The organism is Salinisphaera sp. RV14, from assembly GCF_052044135.1.
In the GTDB taxonomy this organism is placed as follows: domain Bacteria; phylum Pseudomonadota; class Gammaproteobacteria; order Nevskiales; family Salinisphaeraceae; genus Salinisphaera.
Genome location: NZ_JBQDYF010000021.1, coordinates 39433 through 59957 on the forward strand (window position 1 = coordinate 39433; position 20525 = coordinate 59957).

Genomic DNA, 20525 nt, shown 5'->3' on the forward strand with positions numbered 1-20525 from the left:
GCGGCGGACTATGCAATAATCCCCGGCCGACGCCCGGGTTCCGGGCGATCTTCACCCCGCGCGGGCCCGCCGTCCGCGCGCCTCGGGCACGCATCTATTGAGACTCGGCACATCGTTTATGAATCAGTTGCTGGAATTCGTCGTCCATCATCCGTTTCTCTGGGCCGCGCTGGGCGTCATCGTCATCGCCTTCATCGCGAACGAGGTCTGGCGGGCATTGTCCGGCAGCGGGCCGATTTCGTCAGGAGAGGCGGTACGGCTGATGAACAGTGACGACGCGGTCGTGGTCGATACGCGCTCGTCGTCGGAATACAAGAAGCATCATATTCTCAACGCCAAGCATGTGCCCGCCGCCGGCATCGCCGAGCGCGCCAAGGAAATCTCGCGCGACCCGAACAAGCCGGTCATCGTCTATTGCGGCGCCGGCAATGCCGCGCCGGCGGCTGCGGCCAAATTGCGGGCCAAGGGCTATACCCGGGTTTATGCGCTCAAGGGTGGCATCAACGGCTGGCGGGCCGACGGTCTGCCGGTCACCAGTAAATAAGCGGCGCGCTTTCGCGCCCCACAGGAGGGATCATGGCCGAAGATAACGACAGCCAAACCGAACAGACCGAGGCCCAGCGCCAGGTCGGTCTGCAGAAGATATACATCCGCGATGCCTCGATCGAAGTGCCGGATGGCCCGCGCGTGTTCACAGAGGAGTACAACCCCGAGGTCAACGTCGATCTGAACACGCAGATCCAGTCGCTGTCCGAGGAGACCCATCAGGTGGTTCTGACCGTGACGGTCACCGCCAAGCAGGGCGAGCGCACGGCCTATATCGTCGAGGTGCAGCAGGCCGGCGTGTTCCAGCTCGAGGGCTTTTCGGCCGACGATGAGCGCGATCATGTGCTTGGCGCCTACTGCCCGTCGATCCTGTTCCCCTATATTCGCGAGTCGGTGGGCGACATGGTGCAGCGCGCGGGCTTTCCGCACTTCCTGCTGCAGCCGGTGAACTTCGACCTGCTGTATGCCCAGCATCTTGCGGGCGAGGACGGCACGCCCGGCGACGCCAGCCAGGCGACGCACTAGGCGTTTCTGCAGGCTTGATCGTGTCGGTGGCTCTGCCGCGCTGTTTCGCCGTCGTCGGCGCCGGTTCCTGGGGCACGGCGCTTGCGGTCCAGTTGGCACGGCGCGGCCATGCCGTGCGCCTGTGGGGCCGCGACGCCGCCGCGATCGAGACCATGGCCGGGACGCGCGTCAATGCGCGTTACCTGCCCGATGTGACCTTTCCGCCCACGCTGGAGCCCGTGGCCGATCTGGCCGCGGCGATGGACGGCGCGGACGATGTCGTGGTCGTGCTGCCCAGCCACGCGCTGCGGGCCGGCCTGGAAGCGCTGGCCCCATGGCTGGCCCCGCACCAGCGCGTGCTCTGGGCGACCAAGGGGCTGGAGCCCGATACGGCCCTGTTGCCGCACGAGGTCGCCACGGCCGTGCTGGGCTCTGCCCGCGCCACCGGCGTGCTGTCGGGGCCGAGCTTCGCCGGTGAGGTGGGGCGGGGCCTGCCGACCGCTGTCACCATCGCCTCGGCCGACCCGGCATTGGCCGCCGACATGGCGCGGGCGTTCCACGACGGCGTGTTCCGGGTCTACACCTCGAGCGACGTGATCGGCGTCGGCGTGGGCGGGGCGGTGAAGAACGTGTTGGCGATCGCGGTCGGCATGTCGGACGGCCTGGGCTACGGCGCCAACGCCCGCGCACTGCTGATCACGCGCGGGCTGTCGGAGATGATGCGCCTGGGCGTGGAACTCGGCGGCCGTCGCGATACGCTGACCGGCATGGCCGGTCTGGGCGATCTGCTGCTGACCTGCAGCGATGACCAGTCGCGCAATCGTCGCATGGGCCTGGCGCTGGCGGCCGGCGATGACGTGTCCACGGCCGAGGCGCGGATCGGCCAGGTGGTCGAAGGCGTGCGGGCGGCACGCGAGGTGCACCGCATGGCCCAGGCGCACGGCATCGACATGCCGATCGCGGCGCAGGCGTATCGCGTACTCCACGAAGGCGATTCGCCGCAGGCCGCGGCGCGCCGGCTGACCGATCGCCCGTCTCGAGCCGAGGCCGAATAGGGGCGCATTGCCTTTGCCATATCGCGGTCGAGGTCCAGCGCCAGCGCTGGTGCCGCTGATCGGCGGGCCGGCCGGGCTCCGGGAGCGGGACCGGTCGCGATGCGGGCGCAGCCGTGCTAACCCTTGGCGCGCGCCGCTCATGTAGAATGCGTATGACAGGATCGTGAAATCGTGCGGCCGGCGTTCAGCGCGGGCACGGCCGAGGAATCGAAAACCAAGCACCGCCCCGGGGGCGGTCGATGCGCCCTCGCCCCAACGGCATGGTGCGATATATCGACCAGTCCCGGCGAGACATAAACGGGCATATGGCGAACTGGGTCACTTTCGGGCGTTTTCTGTTGCTGTTCCTGCTGTTGGGCATCGTCTACTCGGGCGTTCCCGCCTTGCAGCTGGTCAATGCGCCGCTCACGATTCTGATCATCGCGCTCGACGGCGTGGATGGCTGGGTCGCGCGGCGTTTCAACGAGGAAACACTGTTCGGCGCCACTTTTGATATCGCCATCGATCGCATCGTGGAAACGGTGCTGTGGGTGGTGCTTGCGCATCTGGGCTTCATCGGGGTCTGGGTGCCGCTGCTGTTCATCATTCGCGGCAACCTGGTCGACGCCATCCGCAGCAAGGGGGCGGCGAGCGGCACGGCGGCGTTCGACATGATGCAGTCGCCCATCGGTCGTTTCCTGGTCGCCGGGCGTTTCATGCGCGGCTTCTATGCCGTGCTCAAGGCCGTGACCTTTGCCTGGATACTGCTCTGGCAGCCGTTTCCGGCGATTGCGCCCGAATTCTGGGCGGCCTGGGGCGGTGCGCTGTCGGCGACCGGTCTGGTGCTGGCCTGGGCCTCGGCGGCGATCTGCGTCGCCCGTGGTCTGCCGGTGATCGTGGAGTTCTGCGTGAATGAGCGGCCTGCCGCACAAAGAGGCTGACATGCGTCTGGTCATCTTCGACATCGATGGCACGCTCGTGCCGGGGGCCTCTTCGGAGATGCGCTTCGCGCGCTATCTCTGGCAGGTGGGCGCACTCGGGCCGCGCCAGTTACTGGCCTTCGCCGGGTTCGCGCTGCGCTACCTGCCGCGCTTCGGCAAGCATGTGATGCAGAAGAACAAGGCCTATCTCTCGGGCCATGAATACAGGCATATCGTCGAACTCGCACGTCGGTTCGTGGCCGACGTGCTCGTGCCGGTGCTGCATGCGCCGGCGGTCGAGCGTCTCAAGGCGCATCAGGCGGCCGGCGACACCGTGGTGCTGCTGTCCGGTACGCCCCAGTTTCTGGCCGACGCACTCGGCGAAGCGCTCGATATCGAACTTTGCATCGGGGCGGCCTGCTGTACCGAGAACGGCCGTTTCACCCCGGCGCCGCCGCGGCGCCATCCCTACGGGCCGACCAAGATCGACGCGGCGGAGACCCTGGCGAGCCGGGCCGGGTTGCCGCTGGCCGACGCCGTCGCCTTCGGCGATTCGATCAACGATGCCTATCTGTTCCGCATGGTGGGGCGGGCAGTGGCGGTCGCGCCCGACCGCAAGCTCTCGGCCGAGGCGGACAACGCCGGCTGGGAAGTGCTGGACCCGGGCGCGAAGGCCTGACGCGCGAGCGTTCAGGCGAAGCCGAGCTGGCGCCAGGCCTCGAAGGCGATCACCGCCACGCTGTTCGACAGGTTCAGACTGCGATTGCCGGGCTGCATGGGCAGATAGATCGCGGCATCCGCGGCGTTCACTCGCTCGGCGGGCAGACCCTTGGTTTCGCAGCCGAACAACAAGGCGTCGTCGGCGCGATAGCGCAGGCGGTCGTAGCGCACGTCGCCGCGCTTGGTGGCGGCGAACACGCGGTTGTCGGGATGCGCGGCGCGCCAGCTGTCGTAGTCCGGCCATTCGCGAATCACGGCGCGCTCACGATAATCCAGCCCGGCGCGGCGCAGGTGCTTGTCGTCGATCGAGAACCCCAGCGGATGGATGAGATGCAGCTCGGCCCCGATATTGACGGCAAGCCGGATCACGTTGCCGGTGTTGGGCGGGATCTCGGGCCGATGCAGGATCAGGTGCATGCGTGTGGGCGGGGATGCTGACAGTGCCAGCAGGCGTTGAACTGGCCCTCGACGGTTTCGCCGCAGCCGGGGCAGTGCCACGCCCGGCCGCCCTCCACCGGGCCCTGCTCGAACGCGGTCAAGAGCTCATGTGCACGCTCGAAGTCGGCCGGGTCGTCGATCCAGACTTGGGGATAGAGGTTGGCCGGCAACTCGCCCATGCCGCCCCAGAGATGCTGGCGACGAACGTGGGCGGGAATCCCCCGGTCGACGAGCATATCCTTGACGATCTCGGCGTTGACCGGATCGGCGGCCAGATAGACTTCGCGCGCGGTCATGATGGATCCCAAGGCTCGATTGGATTGACGGGCTTGTATGAAATGGCACCAGCGCCTAATCTTTCGGTGGTGCAGCACTCCGGGGGTCGCCACATGTCTATTCTCCTGATCCGGCGCGCGTTTGTCGCAAGCGTCGTCGCCCTGTCGCTGGTGGTCGCGGCCCCGGCGCTGGCGGCGAGCAACGATGATGCCGCAACCCCCTCGGCTGCCGCCATGACCTTCGACGCTGCGGTGGTACGCCCGTTGAGTCTGGTGGCCACGGTGGCAGGCACCGGGTTGTTCATCGTGTCCCTGCCGTTTTCGCTGCTTGGGCATAACACCGACAAGGCACGCGAACGTCTGGTCGCTGAGCCAGCCAAGTATACCTTTACCCGGCCGCTGGGCGATTTCGACGCCCAGACCCCGGGCAACGACTAGGGCCTGTTGCCGTTTCGTGCGAGCGCCGCGTTGGCGTCCGCAAATCGTGTCCGGCAAGGCGCGATTCGCCGCATATCGCCCCGCGAACGCGCCAGGCGGACGCATGGTGCGCTGTGGTCCGCCGGCTCCGGCGCTCGACCGAGCGGCGGCCGGCCGGTCGCAAGCGACGACGGCGGTGCGGTTCGGCCGGCGGCGTCGGCAGGGCGTGGCAGCGACGCTGGTGGCCGTGCTGTCACTGGTTGCCGGCACCGCCGCCGCGAAGGTGCCGGGCGGCGAACTGCAACGGCTCCAGGCGCGCGCTGCGAGCGCGCACCTGGCGGCGACCGACGAATGGCATGCGCTGTTGCATTATGAGCCGAACTGGCTGCACGGCGGCGTCCACAGCGAAGTGGCCTCCGGTTGGTTCTTTCTGGCCGCCGACGGCCGCACCGACCCGGCGGCGGAGCTCGACGCCACGCTGGCCGGGCTGTTCTCGAAGCGGCCGATCGGCCCGCGTCAGTTGCCGGTGTACTGCCTGTTCGTCGCGCGCCGCAAGTTTCTGGTCAAGGCGCTGGATATCGATACCTCGCATCTGCCGGTCCATGACTGCCCCGGTTATCGTCGCTGGCGCGCCTTGATCGCACTGTCTTCGGCGAGCCTGGTTTTTCCCACCGCGTTTCCGAACAGTCCGTCGTCGATGTTCGGCCATACGCTGTTGCGCATCGATTCGTCCCGCAAGGGCCCGGGGACCGAGTTGTTGTCGTACGCGGTGAATTTCGCGGCGGCCGCGCCGCAGGGCAAGCGCGGCCTCGGGTTCGTCTGGAAGGGGCTGACCGGTGGCTATCCGGGTGTGTTCGGCCTGTTTCCGTATTACAAGAAGGTCAAGCAATACGCCTGGATCGAGAATCGCGATGTCTGGTCGTATCCGCTGAACCTGACCCGGGCGCAGCTGTCGCGTCTGGTCGACCATGTCTGGGAGATGGACAGCGTCCATTTCGTCTATTACTTCCTCAACAAGAATTGCGCCTACCAGCTGTTGAGCCTGCTCGATGTTGCCCGGCCGCATCTGCATCTGACGCGCCAGTACAGCTGGTATGCGATTCCATCCGATACGATCCGGTCGCTGGCGGATGTCCCCGGTCTGATGGGGTCGGCGACCTATCGGCCGTCGATGGAAACGACGCTGCGCTGGGAGACCGAGCAACTCTCGCCGACGGCGCAGGCGTTGGCGCGCCGGATCTCGCGGCGCGAACTCGCGCCGGATGCGCCGGCCGTGCGGGCGCTGAAGCCGGAACGTCGGGCGGCGGTGCTGGAAGTGGCCTACGACGCGTTGAACTACCAGTTGTCGAGCAAGGAAGTGAAGGCGGCGGTGCCCGGCCGGTCCGGGCGCGACTATGCCAATCACATTCTCGCCGTGCGCGCCTCGATTCCGCGTCGTTCGCCATTCGGACGCGTGCCGGCGCCGAAGGTCTCGCCCGAGGACGGGCATCGCTCGCTGCGCGTGAATGCCTCGGGCGTCTATGCCGACGGCCGTTTTTCGCTCGGCTTTCGTATCCGGCCCGCCTATCACGACCTGCTCGACAATCCGGGCGGTTACACGCGCGGGGCGGCGATCGATTTCGCCGACATCGGCCTGCGCCTGGACCCGAGCGACGGTCGCGTCCGGCTCGGCGACATGCGTTTGTTGTCGATCACTTCGTTGTCACCGCGCAATGCCTGGTTCAAACCGGTCTCGTTCACGGTCGACACCGGCCTGCGGCGCCGGCCGTCGGCTCATGTGTTCACCGATGCGCGCAATGATCTCGGTTACTACCTGCAGGGCGGGCCGGGGCTGGCCTGGGGCGGGCGCGATCTGATCGGTTATACCTTCGGCCTGATGTCCTTCGACGCCAATCCGGGATTGCAGCCGGCGTGGGCGCTGGGCGCCGGCGGCAGCGCCGGGCTGTTGGCTTATCCCGTGCCGGGTGTCCAGCTCAAGGCCGAGGCCGGCTGGCTGCAATACGCCGCCGGCGCGAACGGACACTATGGCTGGGCGACGCTCGGCGCGCAGGTGCCGATCGTGGATAATTTCGCTTTTCGTTCCACCGTTGGCTATGAAAACACCCGGATAAGTGATGGTCTGCGCGTGGATTTCGGCATTCAGGCTTATTTCTGATGGACCCAACCGGCACCCGACTGCGGATCGACCAGCACGGCTGGCTGCGCGGCGTACGCCGTGTGCTCTCGCCCAACCACGACACGCGCCCGGCGGGCATCGCTGTGGATACGCTGGTGGTCCACGGGATCACCCTGCCGCCCGGGCGCTTCGGCCATGGCCAGGTCGATGCACTGTTCAGCCGCACGTTGAATCCGGCCGCACACCCGTTCTACGCCGGGATTGCGCATCTGCAGGTGTCCGCGCACCTGCTGATCGAGCGCACCGGCCGGCTGACTCAGTACGTCGGTTTCGACGATCGGGCCTGGCATGCGGGCTTGTCGCGATTCGATGGCCGCGAGCGCGTGAACGATTTCGGCGTCGGCATCGAGCTGGAGGGGACCGACGCCTGTCCCTACGCGCCGGCCCAGTATCGCGGGCTGGCGGCTGTCAGCGCCGCGCTTTTGCTTCATTATCCGGGCATGAATCGTTCGCGTATCGTCGGCCACAGTGATATCGCCCCGGGTCGCAAGACCGATCCCGGGCCGGCATTCGACTGGGCCGCCTTCAACGGCTTGCTGGATCGCGCATGCATCTGATCGTGATCGTGGCCGCGCTGCTCATCGAGCGCACGTTGGGCCAGCTCACGCGCTGGCGGCAGGTCAATGCGTTCGCCGCCTACGTGCGGTTGATCGAGCGCACCCGCATCGGCCGGCTCTGGCTGGCGCGGCCGGCTGGCGTGGCGGTCATTCTGCCGCCGCTGATCGTCGTCGGCGCAGCGCAATGGGCGGTCGATACCCATCTCTGGCTGGGTGCCCAGCTTCTTTTCGGCCTGGCCGGCCTGCTGGTCAGCCTGGGCCCGCGTGATCTGTGGGAAGACGTTTATGCGCTGGCCCACGCCCGCACTCAGGCCGCGCACGACGAAGCCGAGGCACGTGCGATCGCGCTGTGCCGACGGGCGACCGGGCGCCGCTCCGCCGATGTCACGGCGCCGACCATTCTCGGCGCGGTCCTGGTGCAGGGGCACGAACGCGTGCTTGGCGTGCTGCTGTGGTTCTTCGTTGCCGGGCCGACCGGGGCGCTGTTCTATCGGCTGGTGCGCGAGCTGCCGGCCCTGGCTGCGCGCGATCCGGCAACCCGGGCGACGGCCCGCGTCGCTGAATACGTGCACGGCATCGCCGCCTGGATCCCCGCGCGCATCGTCGCCGTGATCTATGCCGTCGCCGGCCAGACCCGACATGGGTTCGCCGCCTGGCGGACGGCGCGCGCGACGACGCATGTCAGTGGCGTGGCCAGCTGGCGGCTGCTGGCCGCGGTGGGGCGCGCCGCGCTGGGCGAAACCGGCACCGACGCCGCGGGCATGCCGGCCGAACGCTTCAACCAGGCCCTGATCGATGCGCTGTCGTTGATCTCGCGGGCAGTACTGATTCTGCTCGCCGTATTCGCCGCGTTCACGCTGGCGGGCGTCCTGCGCTAGGGCACGGCAGCTGGCGCGCGTCGGCCGGTCGCACGAAACGGTAACAGGCCCTAGCATAAGCCCCTTACATGCAACCAAGGAGAGACCGTGGCCGAGGATCTGAGCCGTTATCTGGAGACCGCGATCGAGGCGGCGCGCGCCGCCGAGGCTGTGATCAATCGTTATTATCACGGTGACTTCGAGGTCGAACGCAAGGCCGACGCCTCGCCGGTCACCATTGCCGATGTCGAGTGCGAGCGCGTCATCAAGCGCGTGTTATCGGACGCGTTTCCGGATCATGGCTTTTATGGCGAGGAACTCGGCCGCGAGTCGATCGACGCCGATTATGTCTGGCTGATCGATCCGATTGACGGCACCAAGAGCTTCGTGCGCGGTTATCCGTTCTTCTCGACCCAGATCGCGCTGCTGCACCAGGGCGAGTTGATCGTGGGCGTATCCAATGCCCCGGCCTTCGGTAACGGCGATATGGCCTGGGCGGCGCGCGGGCAGGGCGCGTTCCTCAACGGCGAGCCGATCCATGTGTCGGCCGTCGACGAGATCGCCGAAGCCAGCCTGTCGCTGGGCAACATCGCCGCGCTGGGCGCGTCTCCGGCCTGGGCGAAGATCGGCGAGTTGGCCGGTGACGCCCATCGCATCCGAGGCTACGGCGATTTCTACCACTACCATTTGCTGGCCAGTGGCGCGATCGACGCGATCATCGAGTCGGATCTCAATATCCTCGACATCGCCGCGCTCACCGTGATCGTGCGCGAGGCCGGGGGCGATGTCACCGAACTCGGCGGCGGCCCGATCGATCTGGAATCGTGCACCATCATGGCGACCAATGGGCGGCTCCGGCCGCAGCTTGTGCCCTACCTGGCCGCGTGGGATGAACAGCGCGACGCGCCGGGCGGCTGATCGGTCGACCGGCGGGTCTGTTCAGGCGAGTGTCGGCATGGTCTCGCCGCGCAGGCTGATCACCGGCCAGCCGGCTTCGCGCGCCGCCGCCGCGAGCCGCTCGTCGGGGTCGACCGCGACCGCGCGGTCGGCCCACCGCATCAGCGGCAGGTCGTTGTGTGAATCGGAGTAGAAGGTCACGTGCTCGGGTTGAATGGACAACGCCGCCAGGAAACTGCGGGCGCGGGTGATCTTGCCCTCGCGATAAGACGGGGTGCCGGCGATGGCGCCGGTATACGCGCCGTCGACGATCTCTGGCTCGGTTGCAATCAGGTGTTCGACTGCCAGCAAGTGCGCGATCGGTTCAGTGACGAAGCGGTTGGTGGCGGTAATGATCGCGACCAGATCCCCGCGCTGGCGGTGAAAATCGATCACCGAAGCCGCATGACGAGCCACGATCGGCGCGATTCGCGTGGCCACGAAGCGCTCGCGCAGCGCGGCCATGCGCGTCGCCGACTCCTGGATCAGCGGTTGCAGCACGAAGCGTTGATACGCATGGATATCCAGTACGCCAGCCTCGTACTGAGCCCTGAAGGTGTCGTTCGCGCGCGCGAATGTCGATTGATCGACCACGTCCTCGTCGACCAGGAAACGGCCCCATTCATAATCGCTGTCGCCAGCGAGCAGCGTATTGTCGAGATCAAAAAAGGTCAGTCGCACGTCGGCGCCCCGGCTGGAAATGAAATGGCAGATATCCAATGATGACGCCTGCATGGAGCCGTGGGAAGCGACCGAAGTGGAGCACAATAGAATTGCGCCCGGCGAAGCATGGGTTCCGTCGATTCAGCCTGTGTTTTTTCGTTTCTTGCGATTTTATGAAAGAATTGATTCAGTAGTTTTACCGAGGGTGGCGTCGTGATTGATGCACAAGGGTTCCGAGCGAACGTCGGCATCATCTTGAGCAATCAGCAAGGCAAGGTGTTCTGGGCCAAGCGCATCGGCCAGCAGTCGTGGCAATTCCCTCAAGGTGGTATCCGCGAAGGTGAAGCGCCGCGGGCGGCGCTGTATCGGGAGCTGGAAGAAGAGGTCGGGCTGCGGCCCGAGCACGTGGAGATCATCGGCGCGACCCGCAGTTGGTTGCGCTACCGCCTGCCCAAGCGCTATATCCGGCGCCATCGACAGCCGTTATGCATCGGTCAGAAACAGAAATGGTTCATGCTGCAACTGCTTGCGCCCGAGTCCTGCGTGCGCTTCGATGCCACCGAAAAACCGGAATTCGACGGGTACCGCTGGGTCGATTACTGGGACCCGGTCGATGAAGTCGTGTTCTTCAAGCGCCAGGTCTACCGCCGCGCGTTGGATGAACTGGCCAGCTATCTGAATACGGGCGCAGCCTCCTGACCGGCGCGGCAGCGAACCCCGTCCGCGCCGGCGGGACGGCAAATCGCCCGGCAGCAAATGGCGTCGACATTCGTAGTTGACAATAATTCTCATTAGCGTTGTACTGCGCGTCGGAGGTAACGCTCATGTACGTTTGTGTGTGCAACGCGGTCACCGACTGCCAGATTCGCGAAGCCTATTGCGAGGGCGTCTGCAGCATGCGCTTGCTGCGCCAGAAACTCGGTGTGGCCGGTTGCTGTGGCCGCTGTGCGCCCTGCGCACGTGACCTGCTCCGCGAATGTCGCCAGGAGCGCGACCGTGCGGAGGCCATTGCCACCGCCGAAGCGCCGGCGGTCGCGACCGCCTGATCGATCGTATTCGGAACGGCTGCCCGGCACGGGTCGCGGCAGCGCCGCGGCGGCCGATGGCGAACACGCGCCTCGTTTGTACGCCAACCTGACCTCCGCTAACCTTGACTGGAGTTCAGGCCGACACAGGACAGGCAATGAAAGGCGATGCGACCGTAATCAAGTATCTGCAGGATGCGCTCAAGCTGGAGCTGACCGCGATCAACCAGTACTTCCTGCATGCGCGCATGTACGAGGACATGGGCTTCTTCGAGCTCGGCAAGCACGAGTACAACGAGTCGATCGAGGAAATGCAGCACGCGGATCGCTTCATCAAGCGCATCCTTTTCCTCAATGGCCTGCCCAATCTGCAGGACCTGGGCAAGCTGCGCATCGGCGAGAAGCCGCAGGAAATGCTCGAATGCGATCTCGCCGCCGAGTACGAGGGCCACGCCCACTACAAGGAGGCCATCAAGGTCTGCGAGGACGCGGGCGATTACGCCACACGCGATCTGTTCGTCGAGATTCTCTCCGATGAGGAGGAACATATCGACTATATCGAAACCCAGCTCGATCTGATCAAGAGCATGGGCGAAGCGAACTTCCTGCAGTCTCAGACCGGTGCGAACATCAACCAGACGCCGGACGCCGAATAAGCAACGGCATGGTTCATGCCGGCCCGGCAGAAAACCCGCCGCGGGGTGCTCGCGGCGGGTTTTTTCATGTCGGGCACGGCGGTCAGAACGGCTTGATGAAGATCAGCAGCATGATCAGCAGCAGAATGACTGCCGGTACCGCGCTCATCATGCGATAGAACGCCGGCGTACCGGTGGCCCGCTCTTCACGCAGCTTTTTGGCCTGGACCTGACACCAGCCGTGGTAGCCGATCAATACCACGACCAGCGCGAGCTTGGCGTGGAACCAGCCATTGCCGGCGATCCAGCCGCCGCCCAGCATTGCCAGCATCCAGACGCCGAACGCAATCGTTCCGAGTGCGGCAATCGACATCAGCATCGATAGCTGGCGTTCCAGCGCGCTGAATCGACCGCGGTCGGTGGCACCCCGCGCCTCGGCGTGCGCGGCGAACAGCCAGGGCAGGCAGAGCAGCCCGGCGAGCCAGGCCACCATGAAAGTGACGTGGAAGGCCTTGATCCATAGAAAAAGCATGCGGTAACTCCTGCAGACGTGGGTGGCTCGGGCGACCGGGCCATTGTATCGGCGGTTGGCCGCCGACGGTCCGGCCACGACCCCGCGTCGCGGTCAGCGGCGGTAGGTCGCGGCCACCGTATCCGGCGTGAGAATGCCGTAGGGCGTCGGCCGGCGCCCGCTGAGCGCGCTCGCGCGTTGCACCACCAGCGCCTCGGCCTCGGTCGATTCGAACTGATCGTAGGCTTCTTGCAGCGTGGCGCGGACGTCGATCGGATAAGCATCGGCCCGGTGCGCCGGGATATCCATGAGATCGATCTCGCGGTCCGCGTCGCCATCGTCTTCGGCCAGTATGCGCTTGAGCTCGTCGGGGCGCATGAGTTGGGCGCGACCCTCGGCCGGCCGGATCAGCAGCCAGTCAATGCCGGCATCGAGCGCATCGGCGACCGCGGCTCGGGTGGTTTTCGCATCGAGCACACGGAAGCGGCGGTTCATGGTATTCAGCACACTGGCACGCCGCAGGTACTGCGACACCGGGTCGTTGCGATAGTCCAGTCCGCGACGGCGCAACAACAGTCGGAATATGGAATCCGACACCGCGATCCGGCGCGAGACGACGAGTGCGGCAATGATCACCAGCATGCCCGGCAGCACCATGTCGGTCTGGCCGGACAGTTCCAGCACCGCCACCAGCGCAGACAGTGGCGCCTGCAGCACCGCAGCCATCATCGCGCCGATGCCCAGCAGGGCGTACAGCCCGGGGCCGCTGACCGGGATCGGCAGCACACCGGCGGCGGCGGTACCAAACGCGCTGCCGAGTGCGGCGCCGCAGACGAACATCGGCAGGATGACGCCGCCCGGAATCGCCGCGGCGACGGCGAATAGCGTGGCCACCAGCTTGGCCAGGCCGATGCCGAGCGATAGGGTAGCGCCGTAGTCGCCGTCCAGCGCGCGGTTCACGGTCTCGAAGCCCAGGCCCATGATCTGTGGCAAGACGGTCGCGAGAATGCCCGTGACCAGGCCGGCCGATGCCATGCGCAGGCTGATGCGCACCTTGGCGAGGTGCGGCATGATCTGGCCGACCATGCGGGTAAAACCGCCGCCCAGAACGCCCAGCACCAGCCCCATCGTCGTCATGGCGGGCAGTTCGGCGGCATGGAAATGCTCGGCGGCGCCGATCAGGCCCGGGTGGACGTTGGGCAGGTTCAGCGTCACCAGGGAGCCCGTTACCGCCGCCAGGATGATCGGTGCGAAACCGGCGATGGTGTATTCCATCATCACCACTTCCATGGCGAAAATCACGGCCGCCAGCGGGGTATTGAACGACGCGGCAATGCCGGCGGCCGTGCCGCAGCCGACCAGGGTGCGCACGCTGTTGTTGGGCAACGACAGCCGCCGGGCCAGCCAGCTGCCGGTGAATGCGCCCGCATGCACGGCCGTGCCTTCGCGGCCGACCGACTGGCCGGTGGCGATAGAGATTGCCGAGGCGGCCAGATCGACCAGCGCCGCGCGCAGCGGCAGCAGGCCCTGGTAATACATCAGCCGTTCGATCACGTGCACGATGCCATTCTCGAGCGGCTTGCGGCGCCATTCGACCAGCAGGCCGAGCACGAGTGCGCCGAGAATCGGCGCCGCCAGCCGGAAGGCGAGACCGGATGCCACGAACGTGGACTGGTGGTCGCCGAAGGCCGCAAACAGTGGCAATTGCAGGGCCTGAATGAGTCCGTAGAGCAACAGGATCGCCGAGCCCGCCAGGCCCCCGGTCGCCGCGCCCATCAGGCAAAGCAAGCCCAGGCCCGGCGTGTTTTCGGTATCGGTAAGCGGGCTGCGCCAGCGCTCGGTGCGGCGGGATCAGGCCTGCCGGGCTTGCCGGCGCCAATGCGAGACTAGGGCCTGTTGCCGTTTTGTGCGAGTCCGCGCCAAGCGCTGTTTTGCGGCAAGACGAGGCGTAGTGCGCGCCGTGCAGTCACTCTGCACAAGCGGGCTACAACGCTGGATTGCCGCAAAACAGCGCTTGTCCCTTCGGGTTGGGCCGCAAATCGCGCCCGGCGGCGTTGCAAGTCTTGATCGTGGCACGCCACGACGCGGCGACTCGCGCCTTGCCGGACACGATTTGCGGTCTCCAACGCGGCGCTCGCACAAAACGGCAACAGGCCCTAGGCACCTGGGCGGCATACGGCTTTGGTGATCTCCCCGGCTGGGGTTCGGCGAATTGCGGGTGTAGTATGCGGCTACACTTTTCACGGTGACAGCGATCGCGTCATGGCAGGCAGGCAGAAAATAGGTCTGGTGGGCGGCACGGGTTATGCCGGGGCCGAGCTGCTGCGGCTGTTGTCCGCCCATGCCGACGCCGAGATCGTGGCGGTGACCTCGCGCAGCGCGGCCGGGACTCCGGTGGCCGAGGCCTACCCGCAGCTGCGCGGCGTGGTCGATCTCGCCTTCGCGACCCCGGACGCCGGCCGACTCGACGAATGCGATGTGGTGTTCTTCGCCACGCCGCACGCCGCGGCCATGCACGACGTCCCGCGGCTGCTCGCGGCCGGCGTGCGCGTGATTGATCTGTCCGCCGATTTCCGCCTGCGCGACGCCGCGCTCTGGGCACAGTGGTATCACACCGAGCATGCCGCCCCCGAGCTGATCGAGCGCGCGGTTTACGGCCTGCCTGAACTCGGCCGGCGCGAGGCGATCGCTGCCGCCGATCTGGTCGCCTGCCCGGGCTGTTATCCGACCGCGGTCCTGCTGGGGTTCAAGCCGTTGCTCGATGCCGGCATCGTGGATCCCGACCGGCTGATTGCGGACGCCAAGACCGGTGTCTCCGGCGCCGGCATGAAGCTCGCCCCGGGTTTCCTGTTTGCCGAGGCCACCGATTCATTCAAGGCCTATGGCGTGTCGGGCCACCGGCATCTGCCGGAGATTCGACAGTTTCTCGGCGAGCTGGCGCAGCGCGAGGTGGGGTTGACCTTCGTCCCGCATCTGGTGCCGATGGTACGTGGCATCCATGCGACGCTGTATGCGACCCTGGCCGGCGACGCGGATTTGCAGGCGCTGTATGAACAGGCCTACGCGGACGAGCCGTTCATCGACGTGCTGGCCGCGGGCGGCACGCCCGAAACACGCCATGTGCGCGCGACCAACATGTGCCGCATCGCTGTGCATCGCCCGCTCGCAGGCGATCAGGCGGTGGTGCTCTCGACCCTCGACAATCTGGTCAAGGGCGCGGCCGGGCAGGCGGTACAGTGTTTCAATCTGATGATCGGCGCGCCCGAAACGCGGGGACTCACCGCGACCGCGCCCGTCCCCTAAATTTTTCTGCCATCTCTTGAAAACCCGCGCATCGCACTGATGTCGTATGATAGTTATCGCGGGTTCGACACGGACAACGCTTATGAGTACTGCCACTGAAACCATCGATCAGGATGCCGACCAGGCAGCGCTGGTCTTCACTGACGCCGCCGCCCTCAAGGTGAAGGAGCTGTTGGAAGACGAGGACAACGATGCCCTCAAGCTGCGGGTGTTCGTTTCCGGCGGCGGTTGTTCGGGCTTCCAGTATGGTTTTACCTTCGACGACAACGTCGAGGAAGGCGATACGCTGATCGAGAAACAGGGCGTGACGCTACTGGTCGACCCCATGAGCGTGCTCTACCTGATGGGCGCCGAAATCGATTTTTCGGATGGGATCGAAGGCGCGCAGTTCGTGATTCGTAACCCGAATGCCACGACGACCTGCGGTTGCGGCAACTCGTTCGGGGTTTAAGATTACGCTGCGCGCCTGCCCCTTTGAGGGGCGGCTTCGCCGCAGGCGAAGCGGGGTGACAGACAATGCTCAAGCTTTGCGCAGCAAAGCCCGCGCGCAGCGCGGCGCAGTTCGTGATTCGCAATCTCAACGCCACGACGACCCATGGCTGCGGCAACTCGCTTGCGGCATGAAAGCCCGCGCAGTTCGTGAGTTGCAACCCGGCGCCATGACGATCTGCGACTGAGGGAGCGCCTTCTAGCCGCGTGGCCCGGCCCGCTGGGATTACGTCCCTGGCGCGGCCGGCGGTGCGGCGTGCCAGCCGCCCAGCACCGCCAGCCCGCTTGCTCCGGTCACGCCCGGGGCATTGCCGGGCCGCCCGAGCAGGCGCTGGCGCGCCAGCCAGGCAAATGCGAGGGCCTCGATCCAGTCGGGGTCGAGGCCCAGGTGTGCCGTGGTTTCGACCGGGCGCGGGGCGGCCAGGGCAGCGATGCGCGCCACCAGATACCGGTTGTGCACGCCGCCGCCGCATAGGTACAGCGTCTCCGTGCCCGGGCCGAACCGGTCCACGGCATCCGCGATGGTGATGGCCGTCAGTTCGCACAGCGTGGCCTGTGCATCCGCCGGTGTGGGTGTGCGCCCGAGCGTGGCCACGCGTCGATCCAGCCAGTCGAGCCCGAAGTACTCGCGCCCGGTGCTCTTGGGCGGTTCGCGATGAAAATAGTCATCGCCCAGCAGATGCGCCAGCAGTTCGTCGTCGACACGCCCTGATGCCGCCCAGGCGCCGCCGGCGTCGTGACTGTGGCCGCGGTGACGCTGGATCCAGGCGTCCATGAGGCCATTGCCCGGACCGGTATCGAACCCGCGGATCGCCGTCGGATCGGCATGCGCGTCGCCGGGCAGCAGGGTGATGTTGGCGATGCCGCCGATATTCACCGCCACCCGGTTGGCATCGGGATCGGCGAACAGGGCGCGGTGGAACGCGCAGACCAGCGGCGCGCCCTGGCCCCCGAGTGCGATATCGGCGTTGCGGAAATCGGAAACGACGGCGCAGCCCGTGTCTGCGGCGATACGTGGGGCGGCGCCGATCTGCAGGCTGAAGGCCGGTTCGGCGTCCGGCGCGTGCCAGATGGTCTGGCCGTGGCTGCCAATCGCGGCGATCTGCGATGCTGTCAGCCCGGCCTTGGCGATGGCCGCGTTCGCGGCGCTGGCGAACCACTGTCCGACCGCCTGGTCGAGACGACCGAATTCGAGCAGGCTCACGCGCCGATCGGCGTCAGACAGAGCCAGCAGTTGCTCGCGCAGGCCCTGCGGCGGCGCTGCGCTATGCGTAGCCAGCATTTCCGGCCGATCGGACGTACCGGCGAAGCGCGCCACGACCGCATCAACCGCGTCCACGCTGGTGCCGGACATCAGCCCGACATAGCAATCGGGGCCGCTCATCAAGGCGAATCCGTAGCCGAGGCCATGTGGACCCGGGCGTCATCGGTCATGTCGTCGAGTTTCGCGATGAGGTCGGCGTCCCGGGCCTTGAAGGCGGCCAGTTGATGGCCCTGTAGCGGCGGCGCGCCGGGCAGGGGGACGGTCTGTGGGTTGCGCGGTTTGCCGTCGACGCGGAACTCATAGTGTACATGTGGGCCGGTGGCGAGCCCGGTCATGCCGACATAGCCGATGGTCTGGCCTTCGCGCACCCGGCTGCCGACGCGCAGGCCGCGCGCAAAGCGCGACATATGCGCGAATCGCATGGTGATGTGTCGGTTGTGGCGGATGATCACCACGTTGCCGTATCCGCCGCGCCGGCCGCGGAAGATGATCCGGCCGTCGCCGGTGGCATGAATCGGCGCGCCTTCGGGGGCGGCGTAATCGGTGCCCTCGTGGCGGCGGATGCGATGCAGAATCGGATGCATGCGGTTGAGATTGAACGGCGAACTGATATGGGTGTACTGCACGGGCGCCCTTACGAACGCCGGCCGCATGGGCCGCCCGTCCGGGCGATAGTACTCGCTGTGGCCGTTGTCGTCGGTATAGCGCACGGCGCGAATGACCTGCCCATTGTTGATCAGGGCCGCGGCGGCGATGGGTCCCGTTCCGACCTGCTTTTGCTTGCGGTAAAGCGTATCGTATACAGCGACGAAGCGGTCACCCGGCTGAATATCGCGGCCGAAATCCACAGATTGCGCAAAGATTTGATGCAGGCTGGCGGCCTGGCGGCCGGTCAGGCCCGCAGCGATCGCATCGCGGTAGAAGCTGTGACGAATCACCCCGCTGACCGATGTCTGTCGGTGTTCGGCCGACCGCTCGGCCAGGGTCCCGGTGAAGCCGTTATCGTTGCGACGCACACTGAGATGGTGCAACGCATCGACCGCGTAGCGGATCGCCTGGACATGACCGGTGTCGTCGGCCTTCACCTCGAGCACGTCGCCGGCCTGCAGGCCGCGCGTGAAGTAATGCCCCAGATGCGGCATGTGTGCGATGCGCAGTGAATCCATGTACGACAGCCCGTGCCGGGCGAAGGCCAGCGACAGGGTATCGCCGCTGGCGATGGTGACGCGTTGCCAGCCGGGCTTGAGGGCGTTCGGCTTGTCGCTAGAGGTCAGCGACGCGGCGGGCGCGAATGCCAACTGGATCGGCCGGGCTGGTGGCCGCGTGCGGACGTTGTCGAACGCCGGGCTGAAGTTGACCGGCATGGCATGAGCCCGTTGGAAACCGGGCACGTGGACGCGCGTCACGGCCGGCACGGCGGCATCGTCATCCGGCGGAGCGCCTGCCGGGGCGGTGAGATACCAGGTCAGGGCGGCCGCGACCGGCACCAGGGCGACCGGCGCCCAGGGTTGCCAACGCGGCGATTTCTGCGGTTTGTCGCGCAGCCACAGATAATCCCGATCGACAAACTTGCCCATGGCTTCCCGTCGTTTCACTGACCCGAGCGTGATGCCGACGCGCGCCAAGCCCCCGCAGCTGCACCGCCGAATTGGCCATAAAAAAGCACAATCACCGGGACTTGGCAAATCCGTGCATGTCAGGCTCGTTGGCGTGTGGGCCGCGACCGCATCCAGGGCCGGCGCTGGCCGGGCGGCGGATCCGGGCAACGACACTCGTGCGCCCCCGCGTGGCCATTCGCCCGTGCCGGTGCCCGACCGTACCCGCGGCGTCTCGGCGTGCGGTCCGAGGGGCGTCGGCGCGGTCTCGCATGAAATGGCAACAGGCCCTAGACTTGGCGCGCAACCGAGACCAGATACATGGAGCAGGCGTTGACGAGTCAAGACTGGGCCGAGATCGTGCGCGGGGCGGATGAAATCATTCCGGAAGCCGAATTCCGCGAGCGGTTTGAGAAGGCGACCGCCAGCGGTGAGCGGCTGGTGATCAAGGCGGGCTTTGATCCAACGGCGCCGGATCTGCACCTGGGGCATACGGTTTTGCTCAACAAGCTGCGCTGGTTCCAGGACATGGGCCATGACGTGGTCTTCCTGATCGGCGACTTCACCGGCATGATCGGCGATCCCACGGGGAAGAATGTCACCCGCAAGCCGCTTACCGAGGCCGAGGTTGCGGCCAACGCGCGCACTTACGAGGCCCAGATCTATCGAATTCTCGATCCGGATCGCACCCGCGTCGTGTTCAACTCGACGTGGCTCAATGCATTCTCCGGCGCCGACATGATCAAGCTGGCCGCCACGCACACCGTGGCTCGAATGCTCGAGCGCGACGATTTCCACAAGCGCTATCAGTCCAACCAGCCCATCGCCATTCACGAATTCCTGTATCCGCTATTGCAGGGGTACGACTCGGTGGCGCTCGAGGCCGATCTCGAACTCGGTGGCACGGACCAGAAGTTCAATCTGCTGATGGGGCGGCATCTACAGCAGATCTACGGCCAGAAGCCGCAGGCCGTGCTGACCATGCCGCTACTCGAAGGATTGGACGGCGTGAACAAGATGTCCAAGTCGCTCGGCAACTACGTGGCGATCGACGAAGCGCCGAACGAGCAATACGGCAAGCTGATGTCGATATCCGACGATCTGATGTGGCGCTACTTCGAGCTATTGTCGTTCGAACCGGCCGACACCATCGTCCGTTATCGGCGCGAGGTCGACGCCGGGGCGAATCCGCGCGACTACAAGTACAAGCTTGCCGGCGAGATCGTGGCCCGTTTCCACGGCGATGCCGCGTCGGCAGACGCTCATGAGGCATTCGTGTCGCGTTTTCAGCAGGGCGTCGTGCCCGACGACCTGCCGGTGACGCCGGTGAGCGTCGATGCGGGCGGGTTGCAGGTGGCGGCGCTGTTGGTCGCGGCGGGGCTGACCCAGAGTAACGGCGAAGGCATGCGCCTGATCAAGCAGGGCGCTGTCCGGTTGGACGGCGAGCCGGTCCCGGATGCCCGGCACACGCTGCATGCCGGCCAGACCTGTCTACTCCAGGTCGGCAAGCGTCGAATTGCGCGCGTGCGCCTTGAGGCTGGTTGAGGCCACGCAGCGCGAGCACCGCACGGCGGGCGTTTCGAGCCTGTTGCAGAATTATTTCAGAAAACTTGTTGACACGTATCGGCGAAGGTCTAGAATGCGCCCTCTCGCAACGCAG

23 protein-coding genes are annotated in these 20525 nt (G+C 66.3%); 16 read left to right on the plus strand and 7 right to left on the minus strand.

Translation table 11 applies throughout. From position 1 onward, the window contains the following. Positions 1-118 precede the first annotated feature (118 nt). From ACS8Y6_RS15875 to ACS8Y6_RS15895, 5 genes are all read left to right on the plus strand, one after another. Positions 119-544 (plus strand): rhodanese-like domain-containing protein, encoded by a 426-nt coding sequence (locus ACS8Y6_RS15875; protein WP_440850912.1) that lies wholly within the window; start codon positions 119-121, stop codon positions 542-544. Positions 545-576: 32 nt separating this feature from the next. Continuing rightward, positions 577-1071 carry a protein-export chaperone SecB gene (gene secB, locus ACS8Y6_RS15880; RefSeq protein WP_440850913.1) on the plus strand — a complete coding sequence of 165 codons (495 nt, stop codon included), beginning with the start codon at positions 577-579 and terminating at the stop codon, positions 1069-1071. Positions 1072-1091: 20 nt separating this feature from the next. After that, positions 1092-2105: an NAD(P)H-dependent glycerol-3-phosphate dehydrogenase gene (locus ACS8Y6_RS15885; protein ID WP_440850914.1), complete on the plus strand. Its 1014-nt coding sequence runs from the start codon at positions 1092-1094 to the stop codon at positions 2103-2105. A 305-nt stretch (positions 2106-2410) separates the two neighbouring features. Further along, the gene (locus ACS8Y6_RS15890) at positions 2411-3025 is read left to right on the plus strand and encodes a CDP-alcohol phosphatidyltransferase family protein (protein WP_158590681.1); all 615 of its coding nucleotides are present in this window, start codon (positions 2411-2413) and stop codon (positions 3023-3025) included. Between the two features lies 1 nt (position 3026). Next, positions 3027-3683: an HAD family hydrolase gene (locus ACS8Y6_RS15895; protein ID WP_440855989.1), complete on the plus strand. Its 657-nt coding sequence runs from the start codon at positions 3027-3029 to the stop codon at positions 3681-3683. Positions 3684-3694: 11 nt separating this feature from the next. Here the strand turns inward: ACS8Y6_RS15895 and ACS8Y6_RS15900 are convergent, their stop codons facing one another. Beyond that, complete coding sequence (locus tag ACS8Y6_RS15900) at positions 3695-4141, minus strand: tRNA (cytidine(34)-2'-O)-methyltransferase (protein ID WP_440850916.1); 447 nt, start codon at positions 4139-4141, stop codon at positions 3695-3697. Continuing rightward, complete coding sequence (locus tag ACS8Y6_RS15905) at positions 4132-4458, minus strand: putative signal transducing protein (RefSeq protein WP_440855990.1); 327 nt, start codon at positions 4456-4458, stop codon at positions 4132-4134. Before ACS8Y6_RS15905 ends, ACS8Y6_RS15900 begins: the two co-directional genes overlap by 10 nt. Before the next feature lie 93 nt (positions 4459-4551). On the opposite strand from ACS8Y6_RS15905, the gene ACS8Y6_RS15910 reads away from it, so the two are divergent. From ACS8Y6_RS15910 to ACS8Y6_RS15930, 5 genes are all read left to right on the plus strand, one after another. After that, on the plus strand, positions 4552-4875 hold the full coding sequence (locus ACS8Y6_RS15910; protein WP_440850918.1) for a hypothetical protein: 324 nt from the start codon (positions 4552-4554) through the stop codon (positions 4873-4875). A 205-nt stretch (positions 4876-5080) separates the two neighbouring features. Then, positions 5081-7009 carry an Lnb N-terminal periplasmic domain-containing protein gene (locus ACS8Y6_RS15915; protein ID WP_440855991.1) on the plus strand — a complete coding sequence of 643 codons (1929 nt, stop codon included), beginning with the start codon at positions 5081-5083 and terminating at the stop codon, positions 7007-7009. Continuing rightward, the gene (gene ampD / locus ACS8Y6_RS15920) at positions 7009-7587 is read left to right on the plus strand and encodes a 1,6-anhydro-N-acetylmuramyl-L-alanine amidase AmpD (RefSeq protein ID WP_440855992.1); all 579 of its coding nucleotides are present in this window, start codon (positions 7009-7011) and stop codon (positions 7585-7587) included. Before ACS8Y6_RS15915 ends, ampD begins: the two co-directional genes overlap by 1 nt. Then, complete coding sequence (gene ampE, locus ACS8Y6_RS15925) at positions 7578-8465, plus strand: regulatory signaling modulator protein AmpE (RefSeq protein WP_440850921.1); 888 nt, start codon at positions 7578-7580, stop codon at positions 8463-8465. Before ampD ends, ampE begins: the two co-directional genes overlap by 10 nt. A gap of 87 nt (positions 8466-8552) precedes the next feature. After that, entirely contained in the window at positions 8553-9362 is an 810-nt protein-coding gene (locus tag ACS8Y6_RS15930; protein ID WP_440850922.1) for an inositol monophosphatase family protein, read from the plus strand. Between the two features lie 21 nt (positions 9363-9383). Here ACS8Y6_RS15930 and ACS8Y6_RS15935 read toward each other — a convergent pair whose 3' ends face one another. After that, on the minus strand, positions 9384-10061 hold the full coding sequence (locus tag ACS8Y6_RS15935; protein WP_440855993.1) for an HAD family hydrolase: 678 nt from the start codon (positions 10059-10061) through the stop codon (positions 9384-9386). 195 nt (positions 10062-10256) lie between these two features. On the opposite strand from ACS8Y6_RS15935, the gene ACS8Y6_RS15940 reads away from it, so the two are divergent. The 3 genes from ACS8Y6_RS15940 (at position 10257) to bfr (ending at position 11724) form a co-directional block, all read left to right on the plus strand. Next, positions 10257-10742: an RNA pyrophosphohydrolase gene (locus ACS8Y6_RS15940; protein ID WP_440850924.1), complete on the plus strand. Its 486-nt coding sequence runs from the start codon at positions 10257-10259 to the stop codon at positions 10740-10742. 125 nt (positions 10743-10867) lie between these two features. Beyond that, a complete protein-coding gene (locus ACS8Y6_RS15945) occupies positions 10868-11089 on the plus strand; it encodes a (2Fe-2S)-binding protein (protein WP_440850925.1) in 222 nt (73 codons plus the stop codon). A 137-nt stretch (positions 11090-11226) separates the two neighbouring features. After that, positions 11227-11724 carry a bacterioferritin gene (bfr, locus tag ACS8Y6_RS15950; RefSeq protein WP_440850926.1) on the plus strand — a complete coding sequence of 166 codons (498 nt, stop codon included), beginning with the start codon at positions 11227-11229 and terminating at the stop codon, positions 11722-11724. 82 nt (positions 11725-11806) lie between these two features. Here bfr and ACS8Y6_RS15955 read toward each other — a convergent pair whose 3' ends face one another. Together ACS8Y6_RS15955 and ACS8Y6_RS15960 are read right to left on the minus strand one after the other, a co-directional pair. Further along, a complete protein-coding gene (locus tag ACS8Y6_RS15955) occupies positions 11807-12235 on the minus strand; it encodes a CopD family protein (protein ID WP_440850927.1) in 429 nt (142 codons plus the stop codon). Between the two features lie 93 nt (positions 12236-12328). After that, positions 12329-13990 (minus strand): chloride channel protein, encoded by a 1662-nt coding sequence (locus tag ACS8Y6_RS15960; protein WP_440855994.1) that lies wholly within the window; start codon positions 13988-13990, stop codon positions 12329-12331. A gap of 486 nt (positions 13991-14476) precedes the next feature. On the opposite strand from ACS8Y6_RS15960, the gene argC reads away from it, so the two are divergent. After that, positions 14477-15517, plus strand: coding sequence for an N-acetyl-gamma-glutamyl-phosphate reductase (argC, locus tag ACS8Y6_RS15965; protein WP_440855995.1), 1041 nt, complete (start codon positions 14477-14479; stop codon positions 15515-15517). An 82-nt stretch (positions 15518-15599) separates the two neighbouring features. Beyond that, positions 15600-15968 carry an iron-sulfur cluster insertion protein ErpA gene (erpA, locus tag ACS8Y6_RS15970; protein ID WP_440851726.1) on the plus strand — a complete coding sequence of 123 codons (369 nt, stop codon included), beginning with the start codon at positions 15600-15602 and terminating at the stop codon, positions 15966-15968. Positions 15969-16232: 264 nt separating this feature from the next. On the opposite strand, the gene ACS8Y6_RS15975 is transcribed toward erpA, so the two are convergent. Beyond that, the gene (locus ACS8Y6_RS15975; protein ID WP_440855996.1) at positions 16233-17390 is read right to left on the minus strand and encodes an anhydro-N-acetylmuramic acid kinase; all 1158 of its coding nucleotides are present in this window, start codon (positions 17388-17390) and stop codon (positions 16233-16235) included. Next, on the minus strand, positions 17390-18847 hold the full coding sequence (locus ACS8Y6_RS15980; RefSeq protein ID WP_440855997.1) for an OapA family protein: 1458 nt from the start codon (positions 18845-18847) through the stop codon (positions 17390-17392). The genes ACS8Y6_RS15975 and ACS8Y6_RS15980 overlap by 1 nt, the downstream gene beginning before the upstream one ends. A gap of 339 nt (positions 18848-19186) precedes the next feature. Here ACS8Y6_RS15980 and tyrS point away from each other — a divergent pair, with 339 nt between their 5' ends. Further along, the gene (tyrS, locus tag ACS8Y6_RS15985) at positions 19187-20410 is read left to right on the plus strand and encodes a tyrosine--tRNA ligase (RefSeq protein ID WP_440851723.1); all 1224 of its coding nucleotides are present in this window, start codon (positions 19187-19189) and stop codon (positions 20408-20410) included. Positions 20411-20525: the final 115 nt, after the last annotated feature.

Bases quoted from the DNA above. Each gene is read 5' to 3' on its own strand.
- ACS8Y6_RS15895 (WP_440855989.1), top strand. From the start codon at position 3,027: ATGCGTCTGGTCATCTTCGACATCGATGGCACGCTCGTGCCGGGGGCC.
- ACS8Y6_RS15955 (WP_440850927.1), bottom strand. From the start codon at position 12,235: ATGCTTTTTCTATGGATCAAGGCCTTCCACGTCACTTTCATGGTGGCC.
- argC (WP_440855995.1), top strand. From the start codon at position 14,477: ATGGCAGGCAGGCAGAAAATAGGTCTGGTGGGCGGCACGGGTTATGCC.
- ACS8Y6_RS15900 (WP_440850916.1), bottom strand. From the start codon at position 4,141: ATGCACCTGATCCTGCATCGGCCCGAGATCCCGCCCAACACCGGCAAC.
- ampD (WP_440855992.1), top strand. From the start codon at position 7,009: ATGGACCCAACCGGCACCCGACTGCGGATCGACCAGCACGGCTGGCTG.
- ACS8Y6_RS15910 (WP_440850918.1), top strand. From the start codon at position 4,552: ATGTCTATTCTCCTGATCCGGCGCGCGTTTGTCGCAAGCGTCGTCGCC.
- erpA (WP_440851726.1), top strand. From the start codon at position 15,600: ATGAGTACTGCCACTGAAACCATCGATCAGGATGCCGACCAGGCAGCG.
- ACS8Y6_RS15945 (WP_440850925.1), top strand. From the start codon at position 10,868: ATGTACGTTTGTGTGTGCAACGCGGTCACCGACTGCCAGATTCGCGAA.
- ACS8Y6_RS15890 (WP_158590681.1), top strand. From the start codon at position 2,411: ATGGCGAACTGGGTCACTTTCGGGCGTTTTCTGTTGCTGTTCCTGCTG.
- ACS8Y6_RS15875 (WP_440850912.1), top strand. From the start codon at position 119: ATGAATCAGTTGCTGGAATTCGTCGTCCATCATCCGTTTCTCTGGGCC.
- tyrS (WP_440851723.1), top strand. From the start codon at position 19,187: ATGGAGCAGGCGTTGACGAGTCAAGACTGGGCCGAGATCGTGCGCGGG.
- ACS8Y6_RS15980 (WP_440855997.1), bottom strand. From the start codon at position 18,847: ATGGGCAAGTTTGTCGATCGGGATTATCTGTGGCTGCGCGACAAACCG.
- ACS8Y6_RS15975 (WP_440855996.1), bottom strand. From the start codon at position 17,390: ATGAGCGGCCCCGATTGCTATGTCGGGCTGATGTCCGGCACCAGCGTG.
- ACS8Y6_RS15905 (WP_440855990.1), bottom strand. From the start codon at position 4,458: ATGACCGCGCGCGAAGTCTATCTGGCCGCCGATCCGGTCAACGCCGAG.
- secB (WP_440850913.1), top strand. From the start codon at position 577: ATGGCCGAAGATAACGACAGCCAAACCGAACAGACCGAGGCCCAGCGC.
- ampE (WP_440850921.1), top strand. From the start codon at position 7,578: ATGCATCTGATCGTGATCGTGGCCGCGCTGCTCATCGAGCGCACGTTG.
- ACS8Y6_RS15960 (WP_440855994.1), bottom strand. From the start codon at position 13,990: ATGGGCGCGGCGACCGGGGGCCTGGCGGGCTCGGCGATCCTGTTGCTC.
- bfr (WP_440850926.1), top strand. From the start codon at position 11,227: ATGAAAGGCGATGCGACCGTAATCAAGTATCTGCAGGATGCGCTCAAG.